Source organism: Pandoraea iniqua (genome assembly GCF_902459685.1).
Taxonomy (GTDB): Bacteria; Pseudomonadota; Gammaproteobacteria; order Burkholderiales; family Burkholderiaceae; genus Pandoraea; species Pandoraea iniqua.
On the sequence record NZ_CABPSF010000001.1, the window covers coordinates 129,314 to 151,880 of the forward strand.

General features: G+C 62.8%; 20 protein-coding genes and 1 tRNA gene. 16 read left to right on the forward strand and 5 right to left on the reverse strand.

Going from position 1 to position 22,567, the window contains the following annotated elements:
* Positions 1-54: 54 nt before the first annotated feature.
* From PIN31009_RS00500 to PIN31009_RS00510, 3 genes are all read left to right on the forward strand, one after another.
* Positions 55-1,011: a cation diffusion facilitator family transporter gene (locus tag PIN31009_RS00500; RefSeq protein ID WP_150682611.1), complete on the forward strand. Its 957-nt coding sequence runs from the start codon at positions 55-57 to the stop codon at positions 1,009-1,011.
* Positions 1,012-1,140: 129 nt separating this feature from the next.
* A complete protein-coding gene (locus PIN31009_RS00505) occupies positions 1,141-2,229 on the forward strand; it encodes a S1C family serine protease (protein ID WP_246185460.1) in 1,089 nt (362 codons plus the stop codon).
* Between the two features lie 322 nt (positions 2,230-2,551).
* Entirely contained in the window at positions 2,552-4,096 is a 1,545-nt protein-coding gene (locus PIN31009_RS00510; RefSeq protein WP_174996856.1) for an amino acid permease, read from the forward strand.
* Between the two features lie 72 nt (positions 4,097-4,168).
* Here PIN31009_RS00510 and PIN31009_RS00515 read toward each other — a convergent pair whose 3' ends face one another.
* Together PIN31009_RS00515 and PIN31009_RS00520 are read right to left on the reverse strand one after the other, a co-directional pair.
* Positions 4,169-5,008, reverse strand: coding sequence for an MBL fold metallo-hydrolase (locus tag PIN31009_RS00515; RefSeq protein WP_150788959.1), 840 nt, complete (start codon positions 5,006-5,008; stop codon positions 4,169-4,171).
* An 18-nt stretch (positions 5,009-5,026) separates the two neighbouring features.
* Entirely contained in the window at positions 5,027-5,620 is a 594-nt protein-coding gene (locus PIN31009_RS00520) for a sugar ABC transporter (RefSeq protein WP_217426761.1), read from the reverse strand.
* Between the two features lie 167 nt (positions 5,621-5,787).
* Here PIN31009_RS00520 and PIN31009_RS00525 point away from each other — a divergent pair, with 167 nt between their 5' ends.
* From PIN31009_RS00525 to PIN31009_RS00560, 8 genes are all read left to right on the forward strand, one after another.
* Positions 5,788-6,681, forward strand: a complete 894-nt coding sequence (locus PIN31009_RS00525) for a LysR substrate-binding domain-containing protein (RefSeq protein ID WP_150788960.1) — start codon at positions 5,788-5,790, stop codon at positions 6,679-6,681.
* Between the two features lie 202 nt (positions 6,682-6,883).
* Positions 6,884-7,759, forward strand: a complete 876-nt coding sequence (locus tag PIN31009_RS00530; protein WP_150789592.1) for a DMT family transporter — start codon at positions 6,884-6,886, stop codon at positions 7,757-7,759.
* A gap of 123 nt (positions 7,760-7,882) precedes the next feature.
* Positions 7,883-8,710 (forward strand): DUF1295 domain-containing protein, encoded by an 828-nt coding sequence (locus PIN31009_RS00535; protein ID WP_150788961.1) that lies wholly within the window; start codon positions 7,883-7,885, stop codon positions 8,708-8,710.
* A 38-nt stretch (positions 8,711-8,748) separates the two neighbouring features.
* Positions 8,749-9,873 (forward strand): SAM-dependent methyltransferase, encoded by a 1,125-nt coding sequence (locus PIN31009_RS00540; protein WP_150788962.1) that lies wholly within the window; start codon positions 8,749-8,751, stop codon positions 9,871-9,873.
* A gap of 14 nt (positions 9,874-9,887) precedes the next feature.
* Positions 9,888-11,204, forward strand: a complete 1,317-nt coding sequence (locus PIN31009_RS00545) for an NAD(P)/FAD-dependent oxidoreductase (protein ID WP_150788963.1) — start codon at positions 9,888-9,890, stop codon at positions 11,202-11,204.
* The gene (locus tag PIN31009_RS00550) at positions 11,201-12,043 is read left to right on the forward strand and encodes a DUF1365 domain-containing protein (RefSeq protein WP_150788964.1); all 843 of its coding nucleotides are present in this window, start codon (positions 11,201-11,203) and stop codon (positions 12,041-12,043) included. Before PIN31009_RS00545 ends, PIN31009_RS00550 begins: the two co-directional genes overlap by 4 nt.
* Complete coding sequence (locus tag PIN31009_RS00555) at positions 12,040-13,245, forward strand: SAM-dependent methyltransferase (RefSeq protein WP_150788965.1); 1,206 nt, start codon at positions 12,040-12,042, stop codon at positions 13,243-13,245. The genes PIN31009_RS00550 and PIN31009_RS00555 overlap by 4 nt, the downstream gene beginning before the upstream one ends.
* Before the next feature lie 60 nt (positions 13,246-13,305).
* On the forward strand, positions 13,306-13,857 hold the full coding sequence (locus PIN31009_RS00560; RefSeq protein WP_246185461.1) for a DUF2878 domain-containing protein: 552 nt from the start codon (positions 13,306-13,308) through the stop codon (positions 13,855-13,857).
* A gap of 23 nt (positions 13,858-13,880) precedes the next feature.
* Here the strand turns inward: PIN31009_RS00560 and PIN31009_RS00565 are convergent, their stop codons facing one another.
* Positions 13,881-14,717 carry an AraC family transcriptional regulator gene (locus PIN31009_RS00565; protein ID WP_150682620.1) on the reverse strand — a complete coding sequence of 279 codons (837 nt, stop codon included), beginning with the start codon at positions 14,715-14,717 and terminating at the stop codon, positions 13,881-13,883.
* Between the two features lie 167 nt (positions 14,718-14,884).
* Here PIN31009_RS00565 and PIN31009_RS00575 point away from each other — a divergent pair, with 167 nt between their 5' ends.
* A complete protein-coding gene (locus PIN31009_RS00575; RefSeq protein WP_150788967.1) occupies positions 14,885-15,337 on the forward strand; it encodes a YiiD C-terminal domain-containing protein in 453 nt (150 codons plus the stop codon).
* Here the strand turns inward: PIN31009_RS00575 and prpR are convergent.
* Positions 15,318-17,339 (reverse strand): propionate catabolism operon regulatory protein PrpR, encoded by a 2,022-nt coding sequence (gene prpR / locus PIN31009_RS00580; protein ID WP_150788968.1) that lies wholly within the window; start codon positions 17,337-17,339, stop codon positions 15,318-15,320. The genes PIN31009_RS00575 and prpR overlap by 20 nt on opposite strands.
* A gap of 232 nt (positions 17,340-17,571) precedes the next feature.
* Between prpR and PIN31009_RS00585 the strand changes: the two genes are divergently transcribed.
* The 3 genes from PIN31009_RS00585 to PIN31009_RS00595 all read left to right on the forward strand — a co-directional run bounded on the left by PIN31009_RS00585 (position 17,572) and on the right by PIN31009_RS00595 (position 20,910).
* Positions 17,572-18,456, forward strand: coding sequence for an isocitrate lyase/PEP mutase family protein (locus PIN31009_RS00585; RefSeq protein WP_150788969.1), 885 nt, complete (start codon positions 17,572-17,574; stop codon positions 18,454-18,456).
* A gap of 110 nt (positions 18,457-18,566) precedes the next feature.
* Positions 18,567-19,901 (forward strand): MFS transporter, encoded by a 1,335-nt coding sequence (locus PIN31009_RS00590; RefSeq protein ID WP_425495459.1) that lies wholly within the window; start codon positions 18,567-18,569, stop codon positions 19,899-19,901.
* Between the two features lie 190 nt (positions 19,902-20,091).
* On the forward strand, positions 20,092-20,910 hold the full coding sequence (locus PIN31009_RS00595; RefSeq protein ID WP_150788971.1) for an alpha/beta fold hydrolase: 819 nt from the start codon (positions 20,092-20,094) through the stop codon (positions 20,908-20,910).
* A gap of 37 nt (positions 20,911-20,947) precedes the next feature.
* On the opposite strand, the gene PIN31009_RS00600 is transcribed toward PIN31009_RS00595, so the two are convergent.
* Positions 20,948-21,032, reverse strand: a tRNA-Leu gene (locus tag PIN31009_RS00600).
* 209 nt (positions 21,033-21,241) lie between these two features.
* Between PIN31009_RS00600 and PIN31009_RS00605 the strand changes: the two genes are divergently transcribed.
* Entirely contained in the window at positions 21,242-22,561 is a 1,320-nt protein-coding gene (locus PIN31009_RS00605; protein WP_150788972.1) for a TolC family outer membrane protein, read from the forward strand.
* Positions 22,562-22,567 lie beyond the last annotated feature (6 nt).

A 22,567-nucleotide genomic window follows, 5' to 3' on the forward strand; every position in this document is an offset into this window, starting at 1 on the left:
ACGAAAAATCACGCAGCCCTGCTTCCTCCCTTTCGCACCAACGCGCGAGGCACTATGCCCATTCGTTCCACGTTGAAGCAAGCGCAGATAGCCGCTATCGAGAAGCGCGCGATGAAGGTCTCCCTCTTCGTCGTGTGCTTCGGCTTCGTCGCCAACATCGGCTACGGGCTGCTCGTTCAGTCCGACGCCCTGTTGCTGACGGCCGTGATCTACCTGCTCAATCTGGTGACCGCCGGACTCGGTTTGCTCGCCGCGACGCGGGTCAACGCACCGGCGAACCGCCGCCCCGAACACGGTGACTGGTTCGTCGAGCCGCTGGTCAACGGCATCACCGGGATCATGATTCTGCTGATCTGTGTGTACGGTGTGATCAACGGCTTGGAAGGGATTCGCACCGGCGGCCACTATGTCAACACGCAGGGGGTGGTCTGGTTCAGCGCCGGCAGCTGTCTTGTCTGCTTGATCATGGTGCGCTACAAGCGCTGGGCGAGCGCGCAGGTCAACTCCAAGTTGCTCAAGGCCGACAGCTGGAAATGGGTGATGAAACTCACGTTCAGTGCCGCGACGCTGCTCGGTTTTCTCGTGTATCTGGCGCTGCCGGACGCCTTTCGCGAAGTGTGGGCGCGTTATGTCGACAGCATGGTGACGGTGGTGCTGTCAGTGCTGTTCGTGGGCGTAGCCCTGCGGCTGATTCGCAAAAATTTCGGTGAGTTGCTGCATGTGCCGCCGGAGGAGAACAACCCGACGGACGACATTCACGGACTGCTGACGAGCATCGGGGGGCAAGGCGGCGTGTTGCGCTTTCACACCCACGTCGCGCAGGCCGGGCGCCTGAACTTCGTCGATATCAGCATCCTGATCGACGCCGACTCTCCCTTGCGCGACGTGCGGGCACAGGATGCTTTGCGCGAACGCCTCTGGGCCGTCGCCAGCCGTCAGGACATCGGCAGCCGCGTGACGGTCCAGTTCACGGCAGACCCGACGTGGGAAGACGGACGGCAGACGGCGTAACGGCGGGAGTAACGGCGGGAGTAACGACTGTCGGAACCGGCGATGCGCAGAGCAAAACGGCTTAAGACTCGCTTAAGGTGCGTCACATAGGATGCTGGCTTTTCGCGCCACCCCGTCCTTCTGAGCATCATGAGCACCGACAAACATCGATACGGCCGCATCGCCGCGGGTATCGCCGTGCTGACGACGACCGTCGCCGGCATGGCATTGGCCCCTTCGGACGCCGCCGCCGGCGTATGGCCCGTTGCCGTAGCCGCAGCCACCGCCCCGGCACCGACGCCGGCCGGCGATTCCGTCGCGCCGCAGGCCCCGAACTTCGCCAGCATCGTGTCACGCTACGGCCCTGCGGTCGTCCATATCGACGCCGTGGCCGGGCGAGGCTCGGCCAGCCTCGGCTCGGGCTTCATCGTGAGCAGCGACGGTTTCATCTTCACCAACAACCATGTGATCAAGGGGGCGGAACAGGTGTCGGTGAAGCTGACCGACGGGCGCACCTTCGACGCGCGCGTGGTCCGCGCCGACCCGGCGGTGGACGTGGCGGTGCTCAAGGTCGACGGCCGCGGCCTGCCGGTGGTGAAGATCGGCAACCCGGACGACAGCAAGACCGGGGAATGGGTCGCCGCCATCGGCTCGCCTTACGGGCTGGACAACACCGTCACGTCGGGCATCATCAGCAACAAGGCGCGCACGATGTCGGAGGACAACCCGGTGAAGTTCATCCAGACCGACGTCCCCGTGAACCCCGGCAACTCGGGCGGCCCGCTGTTCAATCTGAAAGGCGAAGTCATCGGCATCAACTCGATGATCTATTCGCGCACCGGCGGCTTTCAGGGGCTGTCGTTCGCTATTCCGATCGACGTCGCGATGCGCATCAAGGACCGGGCACCGCGTGACGCGCGATCGCCCTTGCCGTTGCCTTCTTCGCCTGCCTCGCATGGTCGACTCGGCATCGCGATCCGGACCCTGACCCCCGACCTTGCCGACGCGCTCGCGCTGCCGTCTACGCGTGGCGCGTTGGTGATCAAGGTTGAAGCCGACAGTCCCGCACAGGCGGCCGGTCTGGCGGCGGGCGACGTGGTGGTCGCCTTCAACGATCGCGCGATCGCGTCGCCGGACGTGCTCGCCCGCTATGTCGCGGCGCAGGCGCCCGGTGCCACCTGCAAGCTCGTCGTGTATCGTGACGGCGAGGTCGTGACGATGCGCGCCAGTTTGTCCTGATCGCAAGTCCGGCCGCGCGAGGCTAACGAATTCGCGTCACAAATCCGGTGAATCTCCGCAATTCGGTCAGGAGGACGCTAAAGTGTGACAAAATTCGCCCGTAAGTCCTTGATTCGAAATAAGGCGAAGTCTGACGAATTCGCAATCCATGCAGCATCTCCCAAGACATCAGCGGGACGGAAATTGAAAAGGCCTTGATCATTCAAGGCCTTTTCTTTATCCGGCGGCATCGATCGCTTCGTGTCCATCGCTTCATAAGGACCGCTTCATATCGACCGCTTTACAGCAATCCCCTCACATTCATCACGAAAGGAACACGACGTTGGCACCATCGGAACACGAGCCGCACCGCGAGGGCGGCAAGGCGGGGGCGTCTGCCCCGGGCGAATTGCGACGAACGTTGTCGGCGCGCCACCTGACGATGATCGCGGTGGGCGGGTCGATCGGCACAGGCTTGTTCGTGGCCTCCGGCGCCACCATCGCGCAGGCGGGCCCCGGTGGTGCGCTGCTCGGTTATGTGCTGATCGGCATCATGGTCTATTTCCTGATGACCAGTCTGGGCGAATTAGCCGCTGCCATGCCGGTGTCCGGCTCTTTCTCGACGTACGGCGCGCGCTATGTCGAAGAGGGCTTCGGCTTCGCGCTGGGCTGGAATTATTGGTACAACTGGGCCGTCACCGTGGCGGTGGATCTGGTGGCGGCGCAACTGGTCATGGCGTACTGGTTCCCCGACATACCGGGCGTCTACTGGAGCGCGTTGTTCCTCGCGATCACCTTCGGTCTCAACGCGCTCTCGGCGCGCGGTTTCGGTGAAGCCGAATTCTGGTTCGCGCTGATCAAGGTCGTTGCTGTGCTGGCCTTCGTGGCAATGGGCGTCATGATGCTGCTCGGCATCATTCGGGGCGGCGAGACCGGTGGCCTCGCCAACTGGACCGTGGGCGATGCCCCCTTCGCGGGTGGTTTCGCCGCGCTGATCGGCGTGGCGATGGTCGTTGGTTTCTCGTTTCAAGGCACCGAACTCATCGGCATCGCCGCCGGTGAATCCAAAGACCCCGCACGCAACCTGCCGCGCGCTGTGCGTCAGGTGTTCTGGCGCATCCTGCTCTTCTACGTGGCGGCAATTCTGGTGATCGGCCTGCTGATCCCGTACACCGATCCGCATCTGCTGCGTAACGACGTGAGCGACATCAGCGTCAGCCCGTTCGCCCTGATCTTCGAGCGTGCCGGGCTGCTGGGCGCAGCGTCGGTCATGAATGCGGTGGTGCTGACCTCGATCCTGTCGGCAGGCAACTCGGGCATGTACGCCGCGACGCGCATGCTCTTCAGCCTCGCGCGCGATGGCAAGGCCCCGAGCGTCTTCGGCCGAATCTCAAGCAACGGCGTGCCGATGTGGGCGCTGTTGGCGACGGCCACTGTCGCGGCCTTGTGCTTCTTTACCTTCGTGTTCAGTCCCAACGCTGTCTATATCTGGCTGCTCAACACCTCGGGCATGACGGGCTTCATCGCGTGGCTGGGCATCGCGATCAGTCACTATCGATTCCGTCGCGGTTACATCAAGCAAGGTCACGATCTGGCCAACTTGCCCTACGTGTCGCCGTTCTTCCCATTCGGTCCGATCTTCGCATTCGTGCTGTGTCTGGTCATCACGCTGGGCCAGAATTATCAGGCGTTCCTGCAAGACAAGATCGATTGGGGCGGCGTGGTCGCGACGTACATCGGCATTCCGCTGTTCCTTGTGATCTGGGCGGGCTACCGGCTGGTGAAAGGATCGCGCTTCGTGAAGTACCGTGAGATGAAATTCCCGGATGCGCGGGCGCGCAACCGGGCGGAGGCCCCGGCTTCTGGGGCGGCGACTGAAGTCGCATAGCGCGTTTCGATACCACTGCCGTTGCAACAAAAGAGAAGGGCCTTGATATTCAAGGCCCTTCCTTTTTAAATCTCACGCCTCGTAATACAGCCCGTACTCCCCGCCTGTTCGCTTGATTCGCGCGAAGCCGAGTTCGCCCAGATGCATTCCGGCGATCATTAGTCCCTCCGCGCTGACCCTATCCAAAAGCCGTGATCGTGTGTCGGCCGCCATCGTCGCATCCTGATCGAAGGCAATCGTCACGTCCGGCCGTTGAATCTGGATATGAGGGAAGTGAACGATGTCGCCCCAGACCAGTACACCTTGATCCCCGGATTCGATGAGATAACCGGTGTGCCCGTCCGTATGCCCCGGCAGCGGCATCGCGCTGATACCCGGCAGCACATCGCCGGCATCGAACGTACGAACTCTGTCGCGATAGCCGTCGAACACCTGACGCGCGATGAGAAAGTTACCGCGTGCCCGCTCGCTGGCCCGGCTCAGGTTGCCGTCGTCCTGCCAGAACCGGATCTCCCGTTGATGCACCACAAGCTCAGCGTTCGGGAAGGCAGTCGCCCCATCGGCATTCACCAGCCCGCCGACATGATCCGGATGCGCATGCGTCAACAAAATGGTGTCGATCGAAGACGGCTCGATGCCGGCGAGCAACAAGTTGGTTTTCAGGCGGCCGCCCCATTGCTTGATACCGCCAGCCCCGCCATCGATGAGAATCGTGCGGCCTGCGCCGCGCACCACGTAACAGTTGATATGCACCGCGTCGGACGCCTTTTGCCCGGCATCACTTTGGATTCTGGCGGCTTCCGACGCTTCGATATTCGAGAGGAAGTCGAGGCTGGCGGTGAGATAGCCGTCGCTGACGGCGGTAATCGTGAATTCCCCGACGTGCTGACTGGGAAAGAGAAGGTTGGACACAGGGAGGCTCCAGAACGACTAATCGCGGGTGTGAATGTTCGGGGTCAAGGACGGTGGCGCAGCAGCGTCCGGCGCACTCCCCGGAATGCGTGGCGCGGCGCTGGTCAGTTGCGTCGTCATCGGCGAGTAAAGATGAATGCCTTCCGCGATGGACTCGACACGCGGCACATCCTTCCGAGACAACACCGCAAGCCAACGCCGTTCCGGAAATTTCTCCAGCGCAACGGCGTGCATGGCCAACGGTTCAAGCCCCATTTGCATCAGCGGCTCAGGCCCATTCGCGCAAAGCGCGAGAATCTCGTCGTCATTCACCGCCGGGGCAAGACCAATATCGCTGTAGAGATTCCGATGCCAATCCGTGATGTGTTGCTGCCACTTGGCGAAATTGCCGCCGCCCTTCCGGCGATATTCCTCGCTCGTCAAAACATCGAGCCCATCAATCGTGTGGATCGCCAGATAAACGGGGCAACCGTCGCTGATCGCTTTGAAGCGCTGCGACGTGTGAAAGCCCGTGACCGAGATGAGCGCGGGCAGCTTATCGAGACTATAGAAGTCGTTCCATTCCGCTTCGCTTTCGGCGTCGGCGAAGCTGCATTCCACGGTATAGATCATCAGATTGTCCTTAGTGACGGATGAGCATTCGCCGGTGAAAAAACGCATGCTCATTGCATTAACGTAATGCTAATCTGATGTTTCCGGCCTTCACATCGATATAAAGTCAGCCTTCAGTGATGTTTGATCAAGCTGACATCGCGCGCAGGCCAATCCGCGAGCCCCCCATGCGACGCAAGATTCCAAGCAACTCCGCGCTCCAAGCCTTTGAGGCGGCAGCCAGACACGGCAGCTTCGCCCGCGCGGCCGATGAACTAGCGCTGACCGAAGGCGCCGTCAGTCGTCAGATCGCCCGATTGGAGGCGTTTCTGGGCGTCGCGCTGTTCGAGCGTGCTGGAAATCGCGTACGACTTGCCCCGAACGGCGTGCGATACGCGGCGCAGGTGCGCGAGACGCTGGATCGGTTGGAACGCGACAGCCTGTATCTGATGGGGCAACCCATCGAGGGCGCGAGCATCGATATCGCCGCGAGTCCGACCTTCGCTACCCGCTGGCTGATCCCCCGCCTGAAGCATTTCCAGCGGAAGCATCCGAACGTCACCGTGCATATCGCCGAGCGAATGGAGCCGTTCCTTCTCGCGGGAAGTGGCTTCGACGCGGCGATTCATTTTGACCATCCGGCGTGGGCCGGCATGCATCTGCATCCCCTGCTGGAGGAGGTGCTGGTGCCCGTCTGTAGCCCAGCGCTTCTTGCCGAAGCCGAGCCGAACACGTCGCTCGACGCACTGCCGCGTCTTCACCGCCGGCAGAACCCGGACGCGTGGCAGAGTTACGCACAGGCCACCGGCATCTTGCTGACCAATTCGGCGGTGGGCGCACGGTTCGATCTTCATTCGATGCTGATTGAAGCAGCGCTCGCCGGCTTGGGTGTCGCGTTGGTCCCGCGTCTTTACATCGAAACGGAGCTTGCGCAAGGTCGTCTGGTCGCGCCGTGGCCTGACGCGAAAGCGATTACCAAGACCTTCTGCCTCGTGCTGCCGGACCCGATCGAATTGAGCGAGCCGCCAGTGCAGGCGTTTGCGAAATGGTTGCTGGATGAAGCGCGGGGGTTGGCGCTTTAAAGCCCGAGGTCTTTGGCTTCACCCGCGATGTGCACCCCACACTTCACCTGAAGCCAAAACGTCCCGCCTCGTGCCGCTCGCACAATTGCCTCGACGTACCCATCGATTCGATCATTCCGATCCCGACACTCCCGACATCCCCGAGGCACCCGAATTGCAGCCACTGCAAACCACCACGAGCGCACCGAACACCGCCATCGACATGGCATTGCTGCTGACGCTATCCACGCTTTGGGGCGCGTCTTACACGTTCATCAAGATTGGCGTCGCCACCATTCCGCCGGTGACGTTCATCGCGGCGCGCACGTTGATCGCAGGCACCGCGCTGCTGCTCTGGATGCGCATGCATCGCGTTGCTATGCCACGCGATCCGGCCGTGTGGCGGCGCTTCTTCGTGCAGGCGCTGCTCAACAGCGTGGTCCCGTTCACGCTCATCGCATGGGCGGAGCGCTCGGTGGACGCCAGCCTCGCGACCATCCTCAATTCCGCCTCCCCGGTCCTCGCGTTTCTCGGCACGTGGCTGTTCACCCGTCATGAACCCATCACCCCTCGCAAGGGCTTGGGCGTGATCGCAGGCCTCGCCGGGATCTGCCTCGTCGTGGGTGTCAGTGCGTTCGACGGGCTCGGCCATCAGATCGTCCCGCAACTGGCGATCCTGCTGGCGACGGTTTGCTACGCGGCGGCGGCGATCTATGGGCGATCGTTCAAAGGGCTCTCTCCGGCGGCACCGGCGGCCGGCTCCCTCATCGTCGGTGCGGTTCTGCTCGTGCCGGTGAGTCTGGTCGTCGACCGTCCGTGGACGCTTCACCCGTCTTCGGCATCGCTCATGGCGCTGTTCGCGTTGTCGATCTTTTCGACCGCGGTGGCATTCGTCATCTACTTCCGGCTCGTGCAGACGCTTGGTTCCGTGGGCACCACCGCGCAGGCCTATCTGCGGGTGCCGATTGGCGTGGCGATCGGCATCGCGTTTCTTGGGGAATCGCTGTCGACGTCCGCGTGGCTCGGGCTGGGATGTGTCGTCGCGGGCGTGGCCGCCATGACGATCCCTCCCCAGAAGCCCCGCCACCAGAGCACCTGAGGCCGTCAGCGCCTGCCGTTAGTATTCTTCTATCAGCGACCCAACCCGATAATTTCTCCCGACGTCTGCATCCGTTGGCGGCCCCCGTTCGTATAGAGGGGAAATACCGCCATCGGAGCTCGCATGCTGCTCGCTGCCGCCTTCGCGTACGTCGCACTGATTGCCGTCTTTACGGGGACGTGGCTGCGCCAATTGCGCACGCACAACGCCGGGATGGTCGACCCCGTCTGGGCGGCGTCGCTGGCCGGGGTGGCCGTGCTGGCTGCCGTCCTTGGCACAGGCGCCGCCGTCAGCCGGATATTCGTGCTCGTCGCCGGTGGCCTTTGGGGGCTGCGACTCGCCCACCACCTTTGGCAGCGAAACCACGGCCAGCCGGAAGATCCCCGTTACCGCCAGTTTCGTGAGCAGTGGGGCGACGCGGCGAACCGCAACATGTTCTGGTTTTTCCAGTTGCAGGCGGTGATCTCGATGGCGTTGTCCATCGCGTTCTTCATCCCCGCGTTTCAGTCGGAAACCCCATCGTGGATCGCCCTCGCGGCGGCCATCGTCATCTGGTTGATTGCCGTCATCGGTGAAGCATCGGCTGACCGCCAACTGCGGCATTTCGTGGCCGACCCGACCAATCGCGGGCAGGTCTGCCGGGTTGGCTGGTGGCGGTATTCGCGCCATCCGAACTACTTTTTCGAATGCGTGCACTGGTGCGCCTATGCAGCGTTGTCGCTGGGCTTGCCGTGGGGCTGGCTCACGCTGCTGCCGCCGCTGCTCATGGCGGTGTTGCTGCTGAAGGTCTCTGGCGTCCCCATGCTCGAAGCGCGCCTCGTCAAAACACGGCCGGGCTATGGCGAATACATGCGCACCACCAGCGCCCTTGTGCCGTGGCCGCCGAAGTCATCGATGCAGTCCAACTCAGACACGCCACCTCCCTCACCCCCGTCAGGCCGCCAATCATGACGGCCGCCCAATCCACCCGTCCGCCGGAGTCCGCCCCCATGACCGCGATCCTCACGCAGCCGCCTGCCGACACGTCGAAGCCTGCCACGGCGCACGACGAGTCCGGACTCATCCGCCTGTGCGAACGGGGTTTCGTACCCGACGTGCTCTTGCGTGCCGCCATGCGCGCCCTGATGCGCCAGCGCCTGCGCGACGAGCACGCCGACGACGCCGAGCGCAGCGCACAGGCCCTCGAAGCGCTCGTTGCCGAGCTCCGCGCCAGCCCCATCGCGATCGAGACCACGGCGGCCAACGTCCAGCATTATGAAGTCCCGAGCGCGTTCTTCGCCGCGCATCTCGGGCCGGCGATGAAGTACTCGTGCTGTCTCTATCCGACCGGAGACGAAACGCTCGCCCAAGCGGAAGACGCCATGTTGGCCTGCTACGCCGAGCGCGCCGGCATCGAAGATGGACAACGCATTCTCGATCTCGGCTGCGGCTGGGGATCGCTCTCGCTGTGGCTTGCCGCGCGCTACCCCTATGCGCGCATCGTCGGACTTTCCAACTCGGCGGGCCAGCGACAGCACATCGAAGCCGTCGCGGCCCAGCGCGGCTTGAAGAACCTGCGCATCGTGACCGGCAACGTTGTCGATTTCGAATTCGACCACACCGTGCCCGCCGGTTTTGACCGCGTGATCTCCATCGAAATGTTCGAGCACATGAAGAACTACGACGCGTTGCTTGCCCGCATTGCCCGCTGGCTCAACGACGACGGCAAACTGTTCGTGCACATCTTCGCGCACCGCCACCTCGCCTATCACTTCGAGAACAAAGACGGCACCGACTGGATGTCGCGACACTTCTTCACGGGCGGCACCATGCCGTCGGCGAATTTGCTGCTGCGCTTTCAGAACGACCTGCGTGTCACGCATCAATGGTGGCTCAACGGGCAGCACTACGAGCGCACGGCCAATCAGTGGCTGGCATCGCTCGACGCCGCGCGTGACCGAATTCTTCCGATTCTCGAATCCTGCTACAGCCCTGACGCACGTGTCTGGCTCCAACGGTGGCGCATGTTTTACATGGCCGTCGCCGAGCTGTTCGGGTACGCGAAGGGTAACGAATGGGGCGTGGGTCACTACCTGTTCGAGAAAGCCGGTGCATCGCGCCGCCTCACGAAGTGACGACGGGGAACATCATGCATTCGACACCTGCTTGGCTTCCCCCGGGGCGCCGCATCGCCGTCGTGGGCGCAGGCATTGCGGGGCTCGCGAGCGCTTATCTGCTCAAGCGACGACACCGCGTCACGCTGTTCGAAGCGGCGAACTACGCGGGCGGCCACTCGCATACGGTCGACGTCACCCTCGATGGCACGACGGCGCCTGTAGACACCGGCTTTCTCGTGTTCAACGACCGCACCTATCCCAACCTGTTGGCGCTCTTCGACGAGCTGGGTGTGAGCGCCATCGCCAGCGACATGTCGTTCTCGGTGTCGGTGAACGGCGGCGCGCTAGAATGGGCGGGCACCAACCTCAACACGGTCTTCGCGCAGCGCAGCAATCTGTATTCGCCAAGCTTTCTGGGCATGTTGCGCGACATCCTGCGTTTCAATGCATCAGCCGAACGTCATCTCCACAACGCCGAACGCGAACGCCATTCCGTCGGTGAATTGCTCGCCGTGAATGGCTACGGTCAGCCGTTCCAGCATCACTATCTGTTACCGATGGCCGCCGCGATCTGGTCGAGTCGCGCGCCCGATATTCTGCATTTCCCTGCGGCCACGTTTCTTCGCTTCTGCCTGAATCACGCACTGCTGCAAGTCAATCATCGTCCGCAGTGGAAGACGGTAACCGGCGGTTCACGCGACTACGTCGAGCGCATCGTGGCCGCCCTCGACGATGTGCGTCTGAACACGCCTGTGAAGAGCATCCGCCGCGACACCGACGGTGTGACGCTCATGTTCGACGGCGAGGCGCCACAACATTTCGACGCCGTCGTCATGGCGGGACACGCCCCCGATACGCTGCGTCTGCTGGCCGATGCCGATCCGCAAGAGCGAAGCACACTCGGTGCCATTCGCTATCAACCGAACACGGCGGTGTTGCACACCGACGCCCGCTTACTGCCGCGTCGTCGCCGCGTCTGGTCCGCATGGAACTACCTGAGCAAAACCAACGCGACGAATGCCACCGACAGCGATGCGCAATCGCCCGTGTGCGTGAGCTATCTGCTCAACCAGCTTCAGGCATTGCCGTTCAGCACGCCGGTGATCGTCACGCTCAATCCGGTGGACGATCCCGCACCCGAAGCGACACTGGGCCGCTACGCCTACGAACATCCGTTGCTCGATCTTGCCGCCGTCGATGCACAGGCGCGATTGCCGGAACTGCAAGGCCAGCGGCGCACATGGTTTGCCGGTGCATGGACAGGTTACGGTTTTCATGAAGACGGACTGAAGTCTGCGCTGCGCGTCGCCAGAGACTTCGGCGTATCACCGCAATGGGCCAAGCTATGAAAGCCCTCAACCTGCGCGACGGCCCCGCCGCTTATCTCTTGCGCGGCAACGTGATGCACGAGCGTCTGCGCCCGGCGCATCACGCGTTCCACTATCCGCTATTCCAGATCGTTTGCGATGTTGGCCGTCTGGACGAATCGAAACGCTGGTGGTTCGGTGTCGAGCGCTGGCGGCCGATGTCGATATCGTCGCGCGACTATGGGCCGCGCGATGGCAGCGCGCTCGAGCCGTGGATGCGCGCCCGTCTTGCCGAAGCGGGTATCCCCGCAGACGGACGCATCTGGCTGCAAACGATTCCGCGCCTTGCTGGCTACGCGTTCAATCCGGTGAGCTTCTGGTACTGCCACGACCGGCATGGCGACTTGCGGGCGCTGTACGCCGACGTGCGCAACACCTTCGGCGAGCATCACGGGTACTTGCTGAGCGCGCCCGGCCACTTCGCGATTCTGAACGGCACGGTGCTGCAATGCCGCAAGGTCTTTCACGTGTCGCCGTTCTGCGATGTCGAAGGTCATTACGAATTTCGCGCACGGCGCTACAAACAAAACCTGTCGGTCGCCATCGATTATTTCGATCGCGATGAGGTGTTGCTGCGCACGGCACTCAGCATGCAGGCCGAGCCGTTCACTGGTCGAAGCGCGTTACGCGCGGTGATGGCGCTGCCGTTCAATGCGATCAACGTGGTGCTGCGAATTCATTGGCAAGCGTTGCGCCTGCTGCGCAAGCGCGTGCCGTTCTATGGCAAGACTCCGCCGACGCAGGTAGCGACGACATGTGTTGCCCATGCCGATGCGGCCAAACAACAAGCCTCGCCTTCCGATCAAGAGGTCATTCCATGATTCCGATTCGCATGCTCTCGCCGCATTCGGCGATTCCTCTGTCGGCACGTCTGTTCATGGGATTGCTCCAACGCATCCGCGTCGGGCATCTGACGCTCATTGCGCCCGACGGGACACAACACGTCTTCGGCGACCCGCACCTGTCGCCGGGGGCCACGCTCCAGATTCTGGACTGGCGCGCCTGCCGGCGGATATTGCATGCGGGCGATATCGGCTTTGCCGAAGCCTATCGGGCGAAGTGGGTCGATTCACCCGACATCATCGCGTTGCTGCGCTTGGCGATTCGCAATCAGTCGTGTGTTTCGCAAACGCTCACGGGCTCACGACTGGCGCAGCTCTGGTATCAACTGCGGCAACGTTTGCGCGCGAACACGCGCTCGGGAAGCCGCCGCAACATTCACGCGCATTACGATATCGGCAACCGCTTCTACGGGCTCTGGCTCGACGAGACATGGACGTATTCGAGCGCGCTGTTCGAGGGCGATGAACACCGTTCGCTGGCCGAGGCACAAAGCGCGAAGTATCAGCACATCGTCGACACATTGAAGCTGCGCCCGGGCGCGCGCGTGCTAGAGATCGGCTGCGGCTGGGGGGGCTTTGCCGTACATGCGGCACGTCAGGGCATTCACGTGCACAGCCTGACGATTTCGCAGGCGCAGTTCGAGATTGCACAGCAACGCATCGCGGACGAGGGGCTCGGCGGGCTCGCCGACATCGTGCTGATGGACTACCGCGACGTTCAGGGCCAGTTCGATGCGGTCGTGTCGATCGAGATGTTCGAGGCGGTCGGCGAATCGTTCTGGCCGGGTTATTTTGCGACGCTAAAACGATGCCTTAAACCGGGTGGCCAAGCCTTGGTGCAATCGATCACCATCGATGAGTCGGCCTTCGAGGCTTACCGCGCGTCGGGCGATTTCATCCGCGAATTCATCTTCCCGGGTGGCATGCTGCCGAGCGCAGAGCGCTTCGCGAAAGCAGCGGATGACGCCAACATGAAGGCAGCGGTCACGCTGTCGTTCGGGCTCGATTACGCAAGGACGTTGAACCTCTGGCGTGCTGCCTTCGAAGCGAATCTCGACGCGGTGCGCGAGCAAGGCTTCGACGACACCTTCATCCGGACGTGGCGGTTGTACTTGCAGTACTGCGAGGCGGCGTTCATGGAACAGCGCATCGACGTGCGGCATTTTCTTGTGAGCGTGTGACGTTGATATGCGATCGCACTTCGCGGCCTACTTATCGAGCGCGTGCGCGCAGGCGTCGCTGTGATCGCCATCGCACGACGCTCGCGAGTCGGCGTCTATGCCATCGCCGGACAGATCGGCTGGTTCGCGTGCGTGCTTGGCGCAGCGCACGGTAAGGCTTGGATCGGGGCGGTCGTTGTTACCGTATTGGCTTGCGCTCACTTGGCGCTCACGCACGCCAAACGTCGCGAACTCTTGTTCCTATGCGTCGTGACAATCTGCGGCTGGACGTGGGAGTGCGTTGTGGTGCGCACCGGATGGCTCCGATACCCGGGGGACGCGGCAACTGCCTATGCCCCCTACTGGATGGCGAGCTTGTGGCTGCTCTTTGCTTTGCAGATCAATGCGATGTTTCGCTGGCTGCGCGGTCGATGGATGATTGCTGCGCTGCTGGGCAGCATCGCCGGGCCATTGTCGTTTCGCGCGGGGGCCGCGCTCGGGGCGGCGCATTTGATCGTACCGGTTGCCGCGTTGGCGCTCATTGCTGTCGGCTGGATGGTGTGGTTGCCAGCGCTCGTCTGGTTCGGTGAGAAAGCAGAAACGTCGGGCCCTGAGAGGGTGGTGTCCGCGTAAGTGCGTGCGCCACCCCCGTTCACTTATCGCGTCTTCACCGGCAGCCAGATCTCCAGCGAACCCGTCCCCGCTACGGGGTTGAAGTCCTCGCTATAGCGCTCGAAATCGGGCGCATCGACGGCGTCCAGTCCGGACGACGGCAGCCATTGGTGCCAGATGGTGTAGACGGTTTGATGCAGCAGCGAGATATGTCCCTTGTGCTCGAACACCGCGTATTGCAACGGTGCGATATCGACACATCGGAATCCTTCCGGCAATCGGTCACGGCGGCTGACTTCCACGCCCGCGATGTACTCGAAACCGCCTTCCCCGTCGGGATTGCAGCACACGCCATACGTCACGTCGCTTACCTGATCGGGAAAATTGCGGAAGTACGGATTGAAGGCTTCCCAAAGCGCCGGAATGCCTTCGTTGGTCGCGAAGGTGAAGCGGCTGCTCAAGCCGGCAACCGTCAGTGGTCTGCCCGTCTCAATGCGCGGCGGGGCGAGGTCGATAAATTTGATGTCTTTCATGCGGAGTGGCTCCACGAGTCCAAGGCCGTCGAGATGGCGCCGGGCACGCAACTGCTCGGGTGTCAGCCCGAAGAAGTCGGCGAAGGCGCGCGTGAACGCTTCGTGGGAGCTATAGCCGGCGTCGAGCGCAACGCTGAGAATATCGGGGGCATCGTTCGCCAGCGTTTGTGCCGCACGCGTCAGCCGACGGGCGCGCACGTACCGCATGACAGACCAGCCCGTCGTGATCGCAAACAGGCGCGAAATGGCGAAGCGCGACATCTCGCTGGCGTGCGCGATATGATCGAGCGTGAGTTCGCTGCCTATCTGAATCTCGATATACCAGAGTGCTTTTCCTACCGGGGTCATAGCGCTTCCGAGAACGTTTGAGCGGACTATAGAGACTTCGCATGATGCGCATTTGATCGTTCTTGCGCCCCTGCCGACTTTGAGCGTTTCGCGTTTGCGCAATGACGGGTAGTCTGCCAACGCAAGCGACAACCCGCAATGGTTTCCCCCACAGGAAAGACGACACGATGTCCCCGACCGATCTTCAGCAATACCTCTACGATCACATTCCGCTGTCGAAGGCGATGCAGGTGTCGGCCGACAGTGTGACACCGGACGCCGTCGTATTGCGTGCCCCGCTCGCCCCGAACATCAACCATCGCGAAACCGTGTTCGGCGGCAGCGCCTCGGCCGTGGCGATTCTCGCCGCGTGGTCGTTGTTGCACACGCGGCTGCGTGGCGAGGGCATTGACTGCCGTCTGGTCATCCAGCGCAACACGATGGAATACGAGCTGCCGATCTCGGGAGAATTCACGGCGACATCCGCGCTGGAACACCCTGATCAATGGTCCAAGTTCCTGCGTGTGTTCTCGCGCATGGGCAAGGCACGTGTCTCAGTGGTATCGACGCTGGAATACGACGGACAGCGCGTCGGGCACCTCATCGGCGAATTCGTCGCGCTTAGTCCGGCGACTTCATAAGCCGCCAGAACGTCGTGCGGCTGATGCCGAGTGCACGGGCCGCCGCCGCACGATTGCCACCGGCCGCCTGCAAGGCCGCTTGCGCCGCTTCGTAGGTGACAGCTTCACGCGGAGACATGACTTCCGCATGCTCAGGCGACGGAGTGCGCAGTGCACCAGAGGTGTTAAATCGCAGCAACTCGGGGAACACTTCTTGCAGTGATGCTGCGTGTGCCGAGAGATCGTGATCGAGATAGATCGCTGCACGTGCGAGCAAATTCTCTAGCTCCCGCACATTCCCCGGCCAGTCGTAGCTAGCAAAAAGCGGCGCCAGCACCGCGAGAATTTGCCCGGTGGCGCGGTCGTTCAATCCGTATTGCGCCGCGCTTCGCGTGAGCAACGTTTCGGCGAGCAGCGCAATGTCCGCTCGGCGCTCTCGTAAGGCGGGCAATTCGATCTGCAACAAGTTCAACCGGAAATAGAGATCCGCGCGAAAACGCCCCTGTGCGACAAGCTCGTGCAGATTGCGGTGCGTGGCGGCGATCACACGCACGTCGATGGGGACCGGCCGGCCCGAACCCAGTCGCATGACTTCGCGCTCCTGCAACACGCGCAACAGGCGGCTCTGCAACGCGGCTGGCATCTCGCCGATTTCGTCCAGAAAGATCGTGCCGGTATGGGCGATCTCGAACAGCCCCGCCTTGCCGCCACGCCGCGCGCCCGTAAAGGCCCCTTCGTCGTGGCCGAACAATTCGCTTTCGATCAATCCTTCCGGCAGCGCCGCACAGTTGAACGCCACGAACGGGTTGCCGCGCCGTGCGCTCGCATTGTGAATACCTTGCGCGACCAATTCCTTGCCCGTACCACTCTCGCCGGTCAGCAACACCGTCGCGTCGTGGGCCGCGCCTGCACGTGCGAGACGCCGGACCTTGGCGATCAACGGCGAGTCGCCGACCAGCTCATCGAGTTCGTGTTTCGCGACCAGATGACGTGGCCGTTGCGTCGTGCGTAGCGAGCGGTCGATGCGCTGCGCCATCTGCGCGTCCTGCACCGTGACCACGGCACCGGAGCGCAGCCCGTGTTCCGAAATCGGCACGCAACTCACGATGAACGCGCGACCGTCGATGTGCTCCAGACGCTCTTCGATGGCGACGCCATTCGCGGACAGCTCGCGCAGCATCGGCCCGAGCTTGCGCGCGAGTTCGAACTGTTGTGCGCCTTGCGTTGCGACGCGTTCCGCCTCGATGCCGAGCAGCGCGAACATCGCCGGGTTGACCGCTTCCAGTTGCCCGTTGTCGTCGAACGCGGCCACGCCGTCACGCATGTGCGCGACGATCGTGTTCAGCCGCATGCGCTTCGCCTCTTTCTCGCGGCTCACGCGAGCGAGTTCGACCGAACGCTCGAAGGCCTCTTCCACGGCGCCGAGCGAATAGAGAAACACGTGCTCGAGCCCGGCCTCCTGCGCGAAGTCGCAGGCCATGCCCGGGCCGATGATGACCTTGCAGCCCTCCGCCGCCAGCGTGTCGACGACGTGATGGACCTCGTCAATGGACCGATACGCGCGCTGGTGCAACTGAATCTTCAGCAACTCGCCCAGATCGTCCAGCTCCCGCGAAACGGCTTCGTGCAGCACGAGACCCACCGGCTGATCGGGCCACGTCGTGGTGGCGCGTGTGATCGCGCTGAGCACGTCGAAGCCGTTGACCTTCACCGTCACCACCGGCACCGACAGGTTCTCGCGCAGATAGGCGCCGTTCGAGCCGGCGGCCAGCACCACGTCCACCGCACCCGATTCCACATACGACTGCAATGCCGTGACGGCGGCCCCGTAACCCTCGCGCACTGAGTAGAAGCGGGCGCGGTCGGTGTAACGCGGCGCGACGGTTTCGCACAGGGTCTGCAAGCGGCTGATGCTCACCAATGCGATGCCGGGACGGCGGGCGCGGGGATCGGCGTGGGGATGAGATGACGGGGGAAGCGCCGTGTGGCGCGACGGCGCAGGGCCGGTAAAGCGGGGGGGCATGACATTGTCTCCGTACGGCTTGTGAAACGTTTCATCGAGTGTTTCGGGTGTTCCATGAAACGTTTCAAATCTTGTCCGGGCATTCTGCCACATCCGCAGAAAACGTACCGCGCACCGTAAGTGACTGATTTGGCTGGCGTTGGCGACGCATTCTCAAGTCTGGCAGGGGCTGGCACGCGGCTTGCGCAATATCTTTCCAATCCATCCATTCAATAACGCCGGAGACACTGCCATGACCACCGCCACCGCCCAACGTCGTGCCGAATTCCGCCGCAAGGTCGAAGCCCGCCAAGGGCTGCTCGTGCCGGGCGCCTTCAACGCGCTGTCGGCGCGTGTGATCGAAGACGCTGGTTTCGAGGCCCTCTATCTCACCGGTGCCGGTGTGACCAACATGTCGCTCGGTCTGCCCGACCTCGCTTTCGTGGGGCTGGCCGAAATGGCCGAGCACACCGCCCGCGTGCGCGACGCCGTGTCGCTGCCGATCATCGTCGACGCCGATACCGGCTTCGGCAATGCGCTCAACGTGCGGCACACGGTGCGCGTGCTTGAGCGCAGCGGTGCCGATGCCATTCAGTTCGAAGATCAGGTGCTGCCCAAGAAGTGCGGCCACTTCAACGGCAAGGCTGTGATCGGTGCCGACGAGATGGTCGGCAAGATCCGTGCGGCGGTCGACGCGCGCGAAGACGGCAATCTGCAAATCATTGCGCGTACCGACGCTGCTGCGGTCGAGGGCATTGAAGCCGCCATCGAGCGCGGCCGCCGTTTCATCGAAGCGGGTGCCGACATTCTCTTCATCGAAGCCACCGAGACGCTGGCCGACATCGAGCGCCTGCCGGCGCTGTTCGATCGTCCGCAACTGATCAACATCGTGATCGGCGGCAAGACGCCGACCCAATCGCAGCCGCGTCTGGCCGAACTGGGCTACGGCATCGTCCTTTACGCCAATGCCGCGCTGCAAAGCGCGGTCCTCGGTATGCAGAAGGCGCTCGGCACCTTGCGCGACAGTGGACGTCTGGACGAAGACCCGGCGCTGGTCGTGCCGTTTGCCGAACGTCAGCGACTGGTGAATAAACCGTTCTACGACGCGCTCGACAAGCAATACGGCACCAGCAACTGACGTCGTACCGCATCACGGCGACGCTGCCCCCTGCCCCCTTCCCCCTGTAGCGTCGCTGGTTTTTCCAGCCATACAAAAAAAGTAACTAAGTAATTAAGTCACGGAGACAGATTTTGACGCCCCCCTCGGATTCATTCGCCGCTCGTCCTTCCACCGCACCAACCCCCGCCACCGCCACCCCGGCACGTGCTCCGGTCAAGATCGGTTCCATCGTCGGCGGCCTCGCGGGCAACCTCATCGAGTGGTACGACTTTCTGGCGTACAGCATTTTCTCGATCTACTTTGCGAAAGCGTTTTTCCCGGGCGACAACCCGACCGTCCAACTGATGAACACCGCCGCCATCGCGGCAGTGGGCTACGTGGCACGTCCGCTGGGCAGCTGGCTGATCGGGCTGTATGCCGACCGGCGCGGCCGCAAATCGGCGCTCACCGGTTCGGTGCTCGCGATGAGCGTCGGCTCATTGATGATTGCACTCACGCCGGGCTACGCGACCATCGGCATCTTCGCGCCAATCGTGCTGATCGCCGCCCGATTGCTGCAAGGGCTGTCGATGGGCGGCGAGTACGGTACGAGCGCCACCTATCTGAGCGAAGTCGCGCCCGAGCATCGCAAGGGCTTCTATCTCGGCTTCCTGCAAGTGAGCGTGGTGGCGGGGCAACTCGTCGCGCTCGGGCTGATGCTGCTGATGCAGCGCGTGTTGTTCACGGCAGAGCAGATCGAACATTGGGGCTGGCGCATTCCGTTCGTGATCGGCGGCGTGCTGGCGATGTTCGCGCTGTACATGCGCCGCAACGTGACGGAGAGCGAGGCGTTCGTGCATAGCGCGAAGCACCGCGAGGCCTCGGTCACCCGCGAGGTGCTGCAACACTGGCGGCAGATTCTGCTGGCCATCGGCATCACGATCGGCGGCACCGTGGCGTTCTACACGTTCACGGTGTACATGCAGAAGTTTCTGGTGAACTCGGTCGGCTTGTCGAAAGAGTCGTCGACGTTTGTCTCGACCATTGCGCTGCTGCTCTACATGCCGTTGCAACCGCTGTTCGGGCTGCTCTCTGACATCGTCGGCCGCCGTCCGGTGCTGATCATCTTCGGCGTGAGCACCACACTCTTCTCCGTGCCGCTCTTCACGGCGCTGAGTCACACCAAAGACCCGTTGGTCGCGTTTGCCCTGTCGTTTGCCGGGCTGGTGATGCTCTCGGGATTCACGTCGGTGCACATGCTGGCGAAGACCGAGCTGTTCCCGCCGCGCATTCGCGCGTTGGCTGTGGGTTTCCCGTATGCGCTCACGACGGCAATTCTTGGCGGCACGACGGAGTTTGTCGCGCTGCGTTTCAAGGCAAGCGGTCACGAATCGTATTTCTACTGGTACGTGACGATTTGTGCGGCCATCTCGCTGATCGTCTACCTGAAGATGCCGGAAACGCGCGGTCGCAAATTCGACTGATGCACGTTGTGCCGGACTCATCCGTCAGTTGAATTGACTTTGCGCTGACGGCTCGATACGATTGAGTCCAATTTCGAACGCCCTCCCGGTCCGCCGGGGGGGCGTTTCTTTTTGGTTTCCGGCGTTCGTCGTTGGCGAATCCCCGCTTTAGCGGCGCCGGAAGATATGTCATCCAAAAGGAAACCTCGAAATGAATCTCTCCTCCTCCGCATTGGCGGCACCGGCGGCACCGGTGGCCTCGACAGCGCCCCAACTGGGCTTCACGCAATTCGGCACCGGCCCGGAGCCTGTGTTGGTATTGCACGACTGGCTGGGCGACCACACCAACTACGACGCCGTGCTGCCGTATCTCGACGGCAACGCCTTCACCTACGCGTTCGTGGATCTGCGCGGGTACGGCCGGTCAAAGCACCTGACGGGTGACTATTCCATCGACGAGATCGCCCGAGATTGCCTCGGCGTGGCGGATGCCTTCGGCTGGGCCCGGTTTCACGTGCTGGGGCATTCGATGACCGGCATGGCGACGCAACGCATCGCCGCGAACGCGCCCGAGCGCATCAAGAGCGCAGTCGCCGTGTGTCCGATCTCCGCAGCGGGAAACCGGTTGCCCCCGGAAGCCGCGGCATTCTTCGCGGCGACGTGCGAGAGCGACGATGCCTTCCGCCGACTGGTTAAGTTCGTGACGGGGGGATTGTCGGATGTCTGGGCGGACCGGAAGTTACGCCAGAACCGCGAAGGCGTGGCTTCGGCGTGTCGCCCCCGGTATCTCGACATGATGACGACCGTGAACTTCGTCGACGACGTGAAGGGGCTTGAGACACCGTTTCTGGTGATCGTGGGCGAGAAGGATCCGGGGCTGGGGGCCGAGGCGATGCAAGCGACGTTCCTCGCGTGGCATCCGAATGCGCAACTGGCATCGATACCGAATTGCGGCCACTACCCGATGCAGGAATGCCCGCCGTACTTCGCGTTACTCGTGGAGAACTTTCTGAGACAGCACGCCGGCTGATCGGACTGCTGGAGGGAGGGGGAGGTGTCGGAACTACTGGTGCCCAGGGCGGGACTCGAACCCGCATGCCTTTCGGCGCTACCCCCTCAAGATAGTGCGTCTACCAATTTCGCCACCTGGGCAGGGGAGCGCGATTGTAACGGGAAAATTTATTTTTGTGAATGCCTGACGCGCATGCAGGCAGCGGGTTGCTTGCCGTGTGTGAGGAAATTCTCGTGCGAGACGTCCGTTCTGGGATTCGCAGGGGGTTTTCCCATGTTCCCTTGAGGGATATGTCACATCGGAAGGTCGCCGCGATGGCGGCACTGGCGACCTCCCCTATGTTCGCGTCATGAAACGCGCCTTCTCGCTACCGCTCGCCGCCGTGCTCGCCCTCACCCTTGCCCCGTCTGTGGCGAACGCGTTCGATTTGCTCGACGCCGTGCGCGCCTCGCGCGACCACAACGCCGGGTTTGCCGCCGCACGCGCCGATTTTGCCGCCAGCGGCGAACAATTCGATCAGGGACTGGCGCAGATCCTGCCGCGTGTCGAACTCGAAGGCCGATTCGACAGAGACCGTGACAGCGCCCTGCACGGCAGGGAGATTCGCAACCAGACGCTCGACATCGAACTTCGCCAGCCGCTCTTCGATATGGCCCGCTTCGCCGGTTTCCAGAAGGGCCGCGAACTCACCGCCCTTGGCGTGAGCACGTTCGCTAGCAGCGAGCAGCAACTGATGCTCGAGAGTGCCCGGGCGTTCTTCGACATTCTCGTGGCGCGCGACAAAGATGCTGCCGCGAAAGCTAGTCGCGACGCGCTGCAAGTGCAGCTTGCCAATGTGACCGAAGAGGTTGGCCTCGGGCTCTCGGCAAAGCTCGATCAGGACGAGGCGCAGGCCGCCTTCGACGAAGCGCAGGCCAACGTTCTCGTGGCGGAAAACGAATGGGAACTCTCAAAGCGCGTATTTGCACGTCTGACCGGCCTGAACCCGGACGGCATCACGGCCCGCTTTGGCGAGCGCTTTGCACAGGCGGGGGCGCTGGCGTCGCTGGACGCCTATGTGAAAACCGCCGATACCGACAGCAACGACCTGCGGCAGAAGTCGGTGGAGCTCGATATCGCCCTGACCCATATTGAGGAGGCCGCCGGCCGCTTCCTGCCGGTGGTTGAGCTTTTTGCGCGCCACCGCACCACCGACAGCACCCCGATCTATGCCGAGACGGCCCGCACGCGACGCGACAACGTCATCGGGGTGAGCGTGACCATTCCGCTATTTTCCGGTGGCATGCACGCATCGCAAGTGCGCGAAGCGCGCTACCAAGCCGACGGTGCGCAGGCGAGGCTCGACGACACGCGCATCAAGGTGCGCGAGAGCGTGATCAAGGCCTTTCTCGGTGTGAACAGCGGTGTGCAGCAGGTGCGGGCGCGCTTGGCGCAACGGTGGTCGACACAGAACAAGGTGGGCACCACGCGACTCGGGCGCGATGTGGGCCTGCGCACCAATCTCGATCTCCTGCGTGCCGAGAAAGAGCATTTCGAAGCGCGCACGGGGCTTGCCGAGGCATTTCACGGGTACTACATGTCGCGCCTGCTGCTCGCTTACGCGACCGGTCACCTCGACGACAGCGTGCTCGGTGATCTCAACGCCACGCTGATGACACAGGGAGGGTGATCTCGC